At 45.9% G+C, this 12,814-nt stretch carries 9 protein-coding genes; 8 read left to right on the top strand and 1 reads right to left on the bottom strand.

Annotation, left to right across the window (positions count from 1 at the left end; genetic code table 11):
- Positions 1-230: 230 nt before the first annotated feature.
- Positions 231-377, bottom strand: a complete 147-nt coding sequence (locus tag PR675_RS18380) for a hypothetical protein (protein ID WP_004924828.1) — start codon at positions 375-377, stop codon at positions 231-233.
- A 138-nt stretch (positions 378-515) separates the two neighbouring features.
- On the opposite strand from PR675_RS18380, the gene secE reads away from it, so the two are divergent.
- The 8 genes from secE to rpoC all read left to right on the top strand — a co-directional run bounded on the left by secE (position 516) and on the right by rpoC (position 12,684).
- Positions 516-902: a preprotein translocase subunit SecE gene (gene secE / locus PR675_RS18375; protein ID WP_004924767.1), complete on the top strand. Its 387-nt coding sequence runs from the start codon at positions 516-518 to the stop codon at positions 900-902.
- Entirely contained in the window at positions 903-1,448 is a 546-nt protein-coding gene (gene nusG / locus PR675_RS18370) for a transcription termination/antitermination protein NusG (RefSeq protein WP_004924769.1), read from the top strand.
- Positions 1,449-1,610: 162 nt separating this feature from the next.
- Positions 1,611-2,039: a 50S ribosomal protein L11 gene (rplK, locus tag PR675_RS18365; protein ID WP_004924771.1), complete on the top strand. Its 429-nt coding sequence runs from the start codon at positions 1,611-1,613 to the stop codon at positions 2,037-2,039.
- Positions 2,040-2,042: 3 nt separating this feature from the next.
- Positions 2,043-2,744, top strand: a complete 702-nt coding sequence (gene rplA, locus PR675_RS18360) for a 50S ribosomal protein L1 (RefSeq protein ID WP_004924773.1) — start codon at positions 2,043-2,045, stop codon at positions 2,742-2,744.
- A gap of 303 nt (positions 2,745-3,047) precedes the next feature.
- Positions 3,048-3,545: a 50S ribosomal protein L10 gene (rplJ, locus tag PR675_RS18355; RefSeq protein ID WP_004924776.1), complete on the top strand. Its 498-nt coding sequence runs from the start codon at positions 3,048-3,050 to the stop codon at positions 3,543-3,545.
- Positions 3,546-3,605: 60 nt separating this feature from the next.
- The gene (rplL, locus tag PR675_RS18350) at positions 3,606-3,974 is read left to right on the top strand and encodes a 50S ribosomal protein L7/L12 (RefSeq protein ID WP_004924778.1); all 369 of its coding nucleotides are present in this window, start codon (positions 3,606-3,608) and stop codon (positions 3,972-3,974) included.
- 348 nt (positions 3,975-4,322) lie between these two features.
- Entirely contained in the window at positions 4,323-8,351 is a 4,029-nt protein-coding gene (gene rpoB, locus PR675_RS18345; RefSeq protein WP_014656956.1) for a DNA-directed RNA polymerase subunit beta, read from the top strand.
- 112 nt (positions 8,352-8,463) lie between these two features.
- Entirely contained in the window at positions 8,464-12,684 is a 4,221-nt protein-coding gene (gene rpoC / locus PR675_RS18340) for a DNA-directed RNA polymerase subunit beta' (protein ID WP_004924780.1), read from the top strand.
- Positions 12,685-12,814 lie beyond the last annotated feature (130 nt).

The raw sequence follows: 12,814 nt of genomic DNA, 5'->3' as shown, positions 1-12,814 counted from the left end.
CATCTATAGGATGCCCTTTTTATACTTAAAATTATTCGAGTTATATAGACTAACTATATGACCCGATGGATTGTGAGTATATGCGTTGTAAAATTAAGAACCTATCTCATCAATAGTTGTTCTAATTATTGGTGAGATAGGCTCTGATGCAACGAAATAACGGCTGTATCACCAGCTTTATGCAGTTATATGAGATTTATTAAGGTTTTGCTCAGAAGATATGGTATATTTTACCGCTGCCACATTAAGAAATTCATTTTCATAATATCGTGGCGAAAAATTTGCTGAGCATGCCAGTAATGACCTGCGGAAAGTAGATAGGGCGCAATTGTCTTTTTGCTCGCTGACGACACTTTTACTTTTGCAGGTATTGTCAACGATACTCCCTGTTTGACTTAGCAAGCTCGGCGGGTACATAAGGGATATGTTGGCATATTCTATTGGTTCGGTCTGTTTGCTTTACCGTTTTGTAGGCTAACAGGCTTTATACATACTTCATGGTAACAGGTTGAATTATGAGTGCGAATAGCGAAGCTCAAGGAAGTGGACGCAGTGTAGACGTCTTTAAGTGGGTGGTGGTAGCTGTCCTACTACTGATTGCTATAGCTGGCAACTATTACTTCCGTCAATATAACCTCGCGCTGCGTGCTTTTGCTGTTGTGGCTATTGTCGCCATTGCAGGTGCTGTCGCTTTGTGGACCGTAAAGGGGAAACAAGCACTATCGTTTGCGCGTGAAGCTCGCATTGAGATGCGAAAAGTGATTTGGCCAACTCGCCAAGAAGCATTACAAACGACTTTGATTGTTGCTGCAGTAACGGCTGTTATGTCATTAATACTGTGGGGATTAGATGGTATCCTAGTGCGTTTAGTTTCGATTATTACAAGCCTGAGGTTATTCTAAATGTCAGATTCACCTAAAAAGCGCTGGTATGTTATTCAGGCTTTCTCTGGTTTTGAAGGCCGTGTAGCGCAATCACTACGTGAACATATCAAATTGCATGGTATGGAAGACTCTTTCGGCGAAGTCATGGTTCCAACCGAAGAAGTTGTTGAGATCCGTAGTGGTCAGCGTCGCAAAAGCGAACGTAAGTTTTTTCCAGGCTATGTATTAGTTCAAATGGTTATGAATGATGATTCATGGCACTTAGTACGTAGTGTACCGCGTGTGATGGGCTTCATCGGTGGAACGTCGGATCGTCCAGCACCAATTAGTGATAAAGAAGTCGATGCGATTATGAATCGCCTACAGCAAGTTGGCGACAAACCACGTCCTAAGACATTGTTTGAGCCAGGTGAAATGGTGCGTGTTAGCGAAGGTCCATTCGCTGACTTTAACGGTGTGGTTGAAGAAATCGACTATGAAAAGAGCCGCTTGAAGGTCTCTGTTTCTATTTTCGGTCGTGCAACGCCTGTCGAATTAGATTTCAGCCAAGTCGAAAAAGTCTAACTTTTTACGGCAAAAACTGGCTTGCAAAAGGTGTGAAATTTGACTACAATTTCGCGCCTTTTGTTTTTTACGCTTTGCATTATTTGGTTAACAAATTGCGGGGCGTGTTAATTAACGGGGAGCCTAAAATTAGGCGCTATCACCCATCTAGAGGAAATATACATGGCTAAGAAAGTACAAGCCTACGTTAAGCTGCAAGTTGCGGCTGGTATGGCTAACCCAAGCCCACCGGTTGGTCCAGCGCTGGGTCAACAAGGTGTGAACATCATGGAATTCTGTAAAGCGTTTAACGCAAAAACAGACAGCCTGGAAAAAGGTTTGCCAATTCCTGTTGTTATCACTGTTTACGCAGACCGTTCTTTCACTTTCGTTACCAAAACTCCACCGGCTGCAATTCTGCTGAAAAAAGCGGCTGGCGTTAAGTCTGGTTCTGGTAAGCCGAACAAAGAGAAAGTTGGTAAAGTAACCTCTGCTCAGATTCGCGAAATCGCTGAAACTAAAGCTGCGGACATGACTGGTGCTGATGTTGACGCTATGATGCGTTCAATCGAAGGTACTGCTCGTTCCATGGGCCTGGTTGTGGAGGACTAATCAATGGCTAAACTGAATAAGCGCATGCGCAATATCCGTGAAAAAGTTGATTCAACTAAACAGTATGACATCAACGAAGCCGTTGCTCTGCTGAAAGAATTAGCGACTGCTAAATTCGTAGAAAGCGTTGACGTTGCTGTTAACCTCGGCATCGACGCTCGTAAATCTGATCAGAACGTACGTGGTGCAACTGTACTGCCACACGGTACTGGCCGTTCAGTTCGCGTTGCAGTCTTTACTCAAGGTGCAAACGCTGAAGCAGCTAAAGCTGCTGGTGCTGAGCTGGTTGGTATGGACGATCTGGCTGATAAAATTAAAGCTGGTGAGATGGATTTCGACGTTGTTATTGCTTCTCCAGATGCAATGCGCGTTGTTGGCCAATTAGGTCAAATCCTGGGTCCACGTGGTCTGATGCCAAACCCGAAAGTGGGTACTGTAACACCTAACGTTGCTGAAGCAGTTCAAAATGCTAAAGCAGGTCAGGTTCGTTACCGTAACGACAAAAACGGTATCATTCACACCACTATCGGTAAAGTTGACTTTGATGCTGACAAACTGAAAGAAAACCTAGAAGCACTGCTGATTGCGCTGAAAAAAGCAAAACCAGCTTCTGCTAAAGGCGTGTACATCAAGAAAGTTAGCCTGTCTACTACGATGGGTGCAGGTGTTGCTATCGACCAAGCTGGTCTGTCAGCAGCAGTTTAATACTAATACTTTTAGTAATTAAACTTTACCTTTGCGTCAGATTTGTATAAAATCTGACGCCTTGAGTTTGCTAGTACTATTTTAGTATTAGTAAACCGCGAATTTCGGTATGGAGTCTGGCCTTTCCAGACCCCGTCCAAGACCGCAGGTGTAGCAATACTTAATCTACCTGCGTAGACGGTGACAGAGATACCAAGAATTTTATTCTGGCTTCTGCTCACCGTGTTTTAGCGCTCAACACATGTCGTGTTTGGGTGATGTGAGTCCCCGGGGTTTCCCGGTTAATCCAGGAGCAAGAAGCTAATGGCACTAAATCTTCAAGACAAACAAGCGATTGTTGCTGAAGTCAGCGAAGTAGCCAAAGGCGCGCTTTCTGCAGTTGTTGCTGATTCACGCGGCGTAACTGTAGCAAAAATGACTGAACTGCGTAAAGCAGGTCGCGAAGCTGGCGTTTACATCCGTGTTGTTCGTAACACGCTGATCCGTCGTGCTGTTGAAGGTACTTCTTACGAAGTCCTGAAAGACGCGTTTGTTGGTCCAACCTTGATTGCTTTCTCTAACGAACACCCGGGCGCTGCTGCTCGTCTGTTCAAAGAGTTCGCGAAAGCGAATCCAGCATTTGAGATTAAAGCTGCGGCCTTTGAAGGTGAGTTAATCCAAGCGAAAGATATCGATCGTCTGGCAACACTCCCAACTTACGAAGAAGCAATCGCACGCCTGATGGCAACCATGAAAGAAGCCGCTGCAGGCAAACTGGTTCGCACTCTGGCTGCTCTGCGCGATCAGAAAGAAGCTGCATAAGCCCTTTCCTTCGTTGCTTTTTAACGTATAAACTATTTCTGAATTTTAGGAACACTTGTTATGTCTATCACTAAAGACCAAATCCTTGACGCAGTTGCTGAAATGTCTGTAATGGACGTTGTTGAACTGATCACTATGATGGAAGAAAAATTCGGCGTTTCTGCTGCTGCAGCTGTTGCTGTTGCTCCAGGTGCTGCTGCTGAAGCTGCTGAAGAAAAAACTGAGTTCGACGTTGTTCTGGCTTCTGTTGGCGGTAACAAAGTTGCTGTTATCAAAGCAGTTCGCGGTGCGACCGGTCTGGGTCTGAAAGAAGCTAAAGATATGGTAGAATCTGCGCCAGCAACTATTAAAGAAGGTGCTAGCAAAGACGAAGCTGAAGCTCTGAAAAAATCTCTTGAAGAAGCAGGCGCTTCTGTTGAGCTTAAATAAGTTCAGTCTTCAGTTTGCAGCCTAACTTAAAGGCTGATGGCTGGTGATTTTTTAATCACCAGCCTTTTTGCGCTGTAAAGCGTGATTGGGTGTTAACAGCTTTTTCACGCAATTTTGATGTTAACAAACCCTCCAATACTTCTTTCTATTGACGACTTAATATACTGTGTTCTCAGCTACGACCCGCTCGGGTAGCTCGGTAGTCAGAGTGGCACAATGAAATGATTTAAGAGTAATAGCAATGAGTATTACGGAAAGTGTTCATTTTCCATTTCAAAAAATAGCGTTATCGATGCTGTCCTTATGGACGGACAGAGTGGGTCACTGATCAGCGAGCTGAGGAACCCTATGGTTTACTCCTATACCGAGAAAAAACGTATTCGTAAGGATTTTGGTAAACGTCCACAAGTGTTGGATGTACCTTATCTCCTTTCTATCCAACTTGACTCGTTCCAGAAGTTTATCGAGCAAGATCCTGATGGTCAGAACGGGCTGGAAGCAGCTTTCCGTTCTGTGTTTCCTATTCAGAGCTACAGCGGTAATGCTGAACTGCAATATGTCAGCTATCGTCTAGGTGAGCCTGTTTTTGATGTTAAAGAATGTCAAATCCGTGGCGTCACATACTCTGCACCACTGCGTGTTAAGCTGCGCCTCATTGTTTATGAGCGTGAAGCACCAGAAGGCACTGTAAAAGACATCAAAGAACAAGAAGTCTACATGGGTGAAATTCCACTCATGACCGAAAACGGAACCTTCGTTATCAACGGTACTGAGCGTGTTATCGTTTCTCAGTTACACCGTAGCCCTGGTGTGTTCTTCGACAGCGACAAAGGTAAAACACACTCCTCAGGTAAAGTCCTGTACAACGCGCGTATTATCCCTTACCGCGGTTCATGGCTTGATTTCGAATTCGATCCGAAAGATAACCTGTTTGTACGTATCGACCGTCGCCGTAAATTACCTGCGACCATTATTCTACGTGCAATGGATTACAGCACCGAAGACATTCTGAACTTGTTCTTCGACAAAACTGTATTCCAAATCCGTGATAACAAGCTGATGATGACGCTGGTTCCTGAGCGTCTACGTGGTGAAACTGCTTCATTTGATATTGAAGCAAACGGCAAAGTCTATGTTGAAAAAGGCCGTCGTATCACTGCACGTCATATCCGCTTGCTAGAAAAAGAAGAAGTCAACAGCATTGAAGTGCCTGTTGAATATATCGCGGGTAAAGTAGTCGCAAGAGATTACATTGATGAAAGTACTGGCGAGCTGATTTGTGCAGCTAACATGGAACTTTCATTAGATATGTTGGCACGTCTGAGCCAAGCGGGTCATAAAACAATTGAAACATTGTTTACCAACGACTTAGACCACGGTGCTTACATTTCTGAAACCCTGCGTGTCGATCCAACAAATGACCGCCTGAGCGCGCTGGTAGAAATCTACCGTATGATGCGCCCTGGTGAGCCACCAACACGTGAAGCGGCTGAAAACCTGTTCGATAACCTGTTCTTCTCAGAAGATCGTTACGACTTGTCTGCGGTAGGTCGCATGAAGTTCAACCGTTCACTGGGCCGCGATGAAATCGAAGGTTCTGGTATCCTGAGTGAAGAAGACATCATTGATGTTATGCGTAAGCTCATCGATATCCGTAACGGTAAAGGCGAAGTCGACGATATTGACCACTTAGGTAACCGTCGTATTCGTTCTGTTGGTGAAATGGCAGAAAACCAGTTCCGTGTCGGTCTGGTCCGTGTTGAGCGTGCAGTGAAAGAGCGTCTTTCTCTGGGCGACCTCGATGCATTGATGCCACAAGATATGATCAACGCGAAGCCAATTTCTGCGGCAGTGAAAGAGTTCTTTGGTTCCAGCCAATTGTCTCAATTTATGGATCAAAACAACCCACTGTCAGAAATCACACACAAACGTCGTATCTCAGCGTTAGGCCCAGGCGGTCTGACTCGTGAGCGTGCGGGCTTTGAAGTACGTGACGTTCACCCAACTCACTACGGTCGTGTTTGTCCAATCGAAACCCCTGAAGGTCCGAACATCGGTCTGATTAACTCATTGTCTGTTTATGCACAGACTAACGAGTATGGTTTCCTAGAAACACCTTACCGTTTAGTGCGCGATGGTATCGTTACTGACGAAATTCACTATCTGTCAGCAATTGAAGAAGGAAACTTCATCATTGCTCAGGCAAACACCGTATTGGCGGAAGATGGTAGCTTCGTTGAAGAACTGATCACTTGTCGTAACCGTGGTGAATCAAGCTTGTTCAGCCGCGATCAAGTTGAATATATGGACGTTTCGACGCAACAGGTTGTTTCTGTTGGTGCGTCACTGATCCCATTCCTTGAACACGATGATGCTAACCGTGCATTGATGGGTGCGAACATGCAACGTCAAGCGGTTCCAACTTTACGCGCTGATAAACCATTAGTGGGTACAGGTATGGAACGTGCGGTTGCTGTTGACTCCGGTGTAACAGCAGTTGCAAAACGCGGTGGTACAGTTCAGTACGTTGATGCTTCTCGTATCGTTATTAAAGTTAATGAAGATGAGATGTATCCGGGTGAAGCTGGAATCGATATTTATAACCTAACCAAATATACCCGTTCTAACCAGAACACCTGTATTAACCAGATGCCTTGTGTATCTTTAGGTGAACCAGTTGAACGTGGTGACGTGTTAGCTGATGGTCCTTCAACTGACCTAGGTGAATTGGCACTTGGCCAAAACATGCGCGTGGCATTCATGCCATGGAATGGTTATAACTTCGAGGACTCCATCCTCGTTTCTGAGCGTGTTGTTCAAGAAGACCGTTTTACAACCATCCATATTCAGGAACTCTCTTGTGTGTCTCGTGACACCAAACTGGGGCCTGAAGAAATTACTGCTGATATTCCTAACGTCGGTGAAGCGGCACTCTCTAAACTCGATGAGTCTGGTATCGTGTACATCGGTGCTGAAGTTAAAGGCGGCGATATCCTAGTTGGTAAAGTGACGCCGAAAGGCGAAACCCAACTGACACCAGAAGAGAAATTGCTACGTGCAATCTTTGGTGAAAAAGCGTCTGACGTTAAAGACTCTTCTCTACGCGTTCCTAACGGTGTTTCTGGTACGGTTATTGACGTACAAGTATTTACCCGTGATGGCGTAGAAAAAGACAAGCGTGCGCTGGAAATCGAAGAAACACAATTACGTGATGCTAAGAAAGACTTAACTGAAGAGTTACGTATTTTCGAAGCCGGTATATTTGCTCGTATCCGTTCTGTATTGATCAGTGGCGGAATTGAAGCAGAGAAACTGGACAAACTGCCTCGCGATCGCTGGTTAGAGCTGTCTCTGGCTGATGAAGAGAAACAGAACCAGTTAGAGCAACTTGCTGAGCAGTACGATGAGCTGAAATCTGAGTTTGAGAAAAAACTCGATGCTAAGCGTCGTAAGATCACCCAAGGTGATGATCTGGCTCCAGGCGTACTGAAAATTGTTAAGGTTTATCTGGCTGTTAAACGTCAGATCCAACCGGGTGATAAAATGGCGGGTCGCCATGGTAACAAGGGTGTTATCTCAAAAATCAACCCAGTTGAAGACATGCCTTACGATGAAAACGGTAACCCTGTAGACATCGTTCTGAACCCACTGGGCGTACCTTCACGTATGAACATCGGTCAGATTCTGGAAACCCACTTGGGTATGGCTGCGAAAGGTATTGGTGACAAAATTAATGCTATGCTTAAACAGCAGCAAGAAGTTGCCAAACTGCGTGAGTTTATCCAGAAAGCCTATGACCTTGGTGATGACCCACGTCAAAAAGTGGATCTGAATACTTTCTCTGATGAAGAAGTATTGCGTCTGGCTGAGAACCTGAAAAAAGGTATGCCAATCGCAACGCCAGTGTTTGATGGTGCGAAAGAAATTGAAATTAAAGAACTGTTGAAACTGGGTGGTCTGCCAACTTCTGGTCAGATTACATTGTTCGACGGCCGTACTGGTGAGAAGTTTGAGCGTCAAGTAACTGTTGGTTACATGTACATGCTGAAACTGAACCACTTGGTTGACGATAAAATGCACGCCCGTTCTACTGGTTCTTACAGCTTGGTTACTCAGCAACCGCTGGGTGGTAAAGCTCAGTTCGGTGGTCAGCGTTTCGGGGAGATGGAAGTGTGGGCACTGGAAGCATACGGTGCAGCCTATACACTCCAAGAGATGTTGACTGTTAAGTCGGATGACGTTAACGGCCGTACGAAGATGTATAAAAACATCGTCGATGGCAGCCATCAGATGGAACCTGGTATGCCGGAATCCTTCAACGTATTGTTGAAAGAAATCCGTTCACTGGGTATCAACATCGAACTGGAAGACGAGTAATTCGTTTGTACCGGAAGGCTAATTTTAGTCTTCCGGCCAGTATAAGTACTGGGATTAGGGGAGAGGCAGGGGCCTCTCACCTGACAGGTCTAACTCCGACAGGAGCCATTTTGTGAAAGACTTAATTAAGTTTCTGAAAGCGCAAACCAAGACCGAAGAGTTTGATGCGATCAAAATTGCTCTGGCATCACCTGATATGATCCGTTCATGGTCATTCGGTGAAGTGAAAAAGCCAGAAACCATTAACTACCGTACGTTCAAACCTGAGCGTGACGGCCTTTTCTGTGCGCGTATTTTCGGGCCAGTAAAAGACTACGAATGTCTGTGCGGTAAGTACAAACGTTTAAAACACCGCGGTGTGATTTGTGAGAAGTGTGGCGTTGAAGTCACCCAGACTAAAGTTCGTCGTGAGCGCATGGGGCATATTGAACTTGCTTCTCCGACAGCACACATCTGGTTCTTAAAATCACTGCCATCCCGTATCGGTTTGTTACTTGATATGCCTCTGCGTGATATCGAGCGTGTTCTGTATTTTGAATCTTATGTCGTTGTTGAAGGCGGTATGACTAGCCTTGAACGTGGACAGATCCTGACAGAAGAACAATACCTCGATGCGCTGGAAGAGTTCGGTGACGAATTTGACGCGAAAATGGGTGCGGAAGCAATCCAAGGTCTGCTGAAAAACCTCGATCTTGAGAACGAGTGTGAAACACTACGCGAAGAGTTGAATGAAACTAACTCTGAAACTAAGCGTAAGAAGCTGACTAAGCGCATTAAACTATTAGAAGCGTTCATTCAATCTGGCAACAAACCAGAGTGGATGATCCTGAACGTTCTACCTGTGTTACCACCTGATCTACGTCCATTAGTTCCTCTGGATGGTGGCCGTTTCGCAACGTCAGATCTGAACGATCTGTATCGTCGCGTGATCAACCGTAACAACCGTCTGAAACGTCTTCTGGATCTGGCTGCGCCAGACATCATCGTACGTAACGAAAAACGTATGCTGCAAGAAGCGGTTGACGCACTGTTAGATAACGGTCGTCGTGGTCGTGCAATTACAGGCTCTAACAAACGTCCTCTGAAATCTTTGGCTGATATGATCAAAGGTAAACAAGGTCGTTTCCGTCAGAACTTGCTAGGTAAGCGTGTTGACTACTCAGGTCGTTCGGTTATTACAGTAGGTCCATACCTGCGTCTGCATCAGTGTGGTCTGCCTAAGAAAATGGCTCTTGAGCTATTCAAACCATTTATTTATGGCAAATTAGAACTACGTGGTCTGGCAACAACCATTAAAGCAGCGAAGAAAATGGTTGAGCGCGAAGAAGCGGTAGTTTGGGATATCTTGGATGAAGTTATCCGTGAACACCCAGTCATGCTGAACCGTGCACCAACACTTCACCGTCTGGGTATCCAAGCGTTCGAACCAATTCTGATCGAAGGTAAAGCTATCCAATTGCACCCACTCGTTTGTGCGGCATATAACGCCGACTTCGATGGTGACCAAATGGCGGTACACGTTCCTCTAACTCTGGAAGCTCAGTTAGAAGCACGTGCGTTGATGATGTCAACCAACAACATTCTGTCACCAGCAAGTGGTGAGCCTATCATCGTTCCTTCACAGGACGTTGTATTGGGTCTCTACTATATGACTCGTGACTGCGTAAACGCGAAAGGCGAAGGCATGGTTCTGGCCGGCCCGAAAGAAGCTGAGCGTGTTTACCGTTCAGGTCATGCATCACTGCATGCCCGCGTTAAAGTCCGTATCACTGAAGAAGTGAAAGACGGTGAAGGTAACATTACGATTAACACCAGTATGGTTGATACTACTGTTGGTCGTGCAATTTTGTGGATGATCGTACCAAAAGGCTTGCCTTATTCGCTGGTTAACCAAGCGCTAGGTAAGAAAGCGATCTCCAAAATGCTGAACACCTGTTACCGTGTACTGGGTCTGAAACCAACGGTTATTTTTGCTGACCAAATCATGTATACCGGTTTTGCCTACGCGGCACGCTCTGGTGCATCTGTTGGTATCGACGATATGGTTATTCCTGAGAAAAAAGCAGGGATCATCGCCGAAGCAGAAGCGGAAGTTGCAGAAATTCAGGAACAGTTCCAGTCTGGTCTGGTGACAGCAGGCGAACGTTACAACAAAGTTATCGATATCTGGGCTGCGGCAAACGAACGTGTTGCTAAAGCGATGATGGAAAACCTGTCAACTGAAACAGTTATTAACCGTGACGGTGAAGAAGAACAACAGGTTTCTTTCAACAGTATCTTTATGATGGCCGACTCCGGTGCTCGTGGTTCTGCCGCTCAGATCCGTCAGCTTGCGGGTATGCGTGGTCTGATGGCTAAGCCAGATGGCTCAATCATCGAAACACCAATCACGGCGAACTTCCGTGAAGGTCTGAACGTTCTCCAGTACTTTATTTCTACGCACGGTGCTCGTAAAGGTCTTGCGGATACCGCATTGAAAACAGCGAACTCCGGTTATCTGACTCGTCGTCTCGTTGACGTTGCTCAGGACTTGGTTGTGACTGAAGACGATTGTGGTACTCACGAAGGTATCCTGATGACTCCGGTTATCGAGGGTGGCGATGTTAAAGAACCACTGCGTGAGCGTGTATTGGGTCGTGTGACTGCGGAAGACATCCTGATCCCAGGTACCGCGGACATTCTGGTTCCTCGTAATACGTTGCTACACGAAAAATGGTGTGACCTGTTAGAAGAAAACTCTGTTGACAGCGTTAAAGTCCGTTCAGTCGTTAGCTGTGAAACTGACTTCGGTGTGTGTGCTCACTGTTATGGTCGTGACCTGGCTCGTGGTCATATCATCAACAAAGGTGAAGCTATCGGGGTTATCGCGGCACAGTCAATCGGTGAACCAGGTACACAGTTGACGATGCGTACGTTCCACATCGGTGGTGCGGCATCTCGTGCGGCAGCAGAATCTAGCATCCAAGTTCGTAATCCAGGTACGCTGAAACTGGTTAACGCGAAATTTGTGACTAACTCAGAAGGCAAACTGGTTATTACTTCACGTAATACCGAATTACGCCTGATTGATGAGTTCGGTCGTACTAAAGAGAGCTACAAAGTTCCTTACGGTGCGCACCTGACTAAAGGTGACGGTGAAGCAGTTAACGGTGGCGAAACTGTTGCTAACTGGGATCCACATACCATGCCAGTTGTCAGTGAAGTATCCGGTATTATCCGCTTCTCTGACATGATTGATGGTCAAACAATGACTCGTCAGACTGATGAATTAACCGGTCTGTCTTCAATCGTTGTTCTGGATACTGCGGAACGTACTAGTGGTGGTAAAGACCTGCGTCCTGCATTGCGTGTTGTTGATGCAAATGGTAACGATGTGCTTATTCCTAACACAGACATGCCTGCTCAGTACTTCTTACCGGGTAAAGCAATTGTTCAGTTAGATGATGGCATCGCTATCAACGTGGGTGATACTTTAGCGCGTATTCCACAAGAATCTGTGGGGACTAAAGATATCACGGGTGGTCTACCACGCGTTGCTGACCTGTTTGAAGCACGTCGTCCGAAAGAGCCTGCAATCTTGGCTGAGATCAGCGGTATTGTTTCCTTCGGTAAAGAAACCAAAGGTAAACGTCGTCTGGTGATCACACCGATGGATGGTTCTGATCCGTATGAAGAGATGATCCCTAAATGGCGTCAGCTCAACGTGTTTGAAGGTGAGATCGTAGAGCGCGGTGACGTGATCTCCGATGGCCCAGAGTCTCCACACGATATCTTGCGTCTGCGTGGTGTTCATGCGGTTACGCGTTATATCACGAACGAGGTTCAGGAAGTTTACCGCTTACAAGGCGTTAAGATTAACGATAAACACATCGAAGTTATCGTTCGTCAGATGCTGCGTAAAGTGACTATCTCTGACGCGGGAAGCTCTGAATTCCTTGAAGGTGAGCAGGTTGAGTACTCACGTGTTAAAGTTTCTAACCGTAAACTTGAGCAGGATGGTAAGATCCCAGCTAAGTTCGAACGTGACCTGTTGGGTATCACGAAGGCATCTCTGGCAACAGAATCCTTCATCTCAGCAGCATCGTTCCAAGAAACCACACGCGTACTGACAGAAGCTGCCGTTGCAGGTAAACGTGACGAGCTTCGCGGTCTGAAAGAGAACGTTATTGTGGGTCGTCTGATCCCAGCAGGTACTGGTTTTGCGTATCATCAAGACCGTATCCGTCGCCGTCATCTGAATGATGTTGTGGAAGCGCCACAAGTCAGCGCAGATGAAGCTACGGCTAACCTGGCTGAACTGTTAAATGCAGGGTTCAGCAGCGATAACAATTAAGGCTTATAAGCCTGATTGAAACACAATAATAAAACCGGCGCTTCAATAGCGCCGGTTTTTTTGTAGGTATAAATCAGCAATATAAAATGTCCGTTTTGCCACTAACCCTTATTGGCAGTGATAATGTGAA

It is taken from the genome of Providencia sp. PROV261 (assembly GCF_028477945.1).
Classification (GTDB): domain Bacteria; phylum Pseudomonadota; class Gammaproteobacteria; order Enterobacterales; family Enterobacteriaceae; genus Providencia; species Providencia stuartii.
Note: the sequence above shows the minus strand (reverse complement) of the source record. Positions and strands in the feature narration are given on the sequence as shown.

Excerpts from the sequence above, each read along its gene's own strand:
- secE (WP_004924767.1), top strand. The coding sequence starts at position 516 with ATGAGTGCGAATAGCGAAGCTCAAGGAAGTGGACGCAGTGTAGACGTC.
- nusG (WP_004924769.1), top strand. The coding sequence starts at position 903 with ATGTCAGATTCACCTAAAAAGCGCTGGTATGTTATTCAGGCTTTCTCT.
- rplK (WP_004924771.1), top strand. The coding sequence starts at position 1,611 with ATGGCTAAGAAAGTACAAGCCTACGTTAAGCTGCAAGTTGCGGCTGGT.
- rplA (WP_004924773.1), top strand. The coding sequence starts at position 2,043 with ATGGCTAAACTGAATAAGCGCATGCGCAATATCCGTGAAAAAGTTGAT.
- rplJ (WP_004924776.1), top strand. The coding sequence starts at position 3,048 with ATGGCACTAAATCTTCAAGACAAACAAGCGATTGTTGCTGAAGTCAGC.
- rplL (WP_004924778.1), top strand. The coding sequence starts at position 3,606 with ATGTCTATCACTAAAGACCAAATCCTTGACGCAGTTGCTGAAATGTCT.
- rpoB (WP_014656956.1), top strand. The coding sequence starts at position 4,323 with ATGGTTTACTCCTATACCGAGAAAAAACGTATTCGTAAGGATTTTGGT.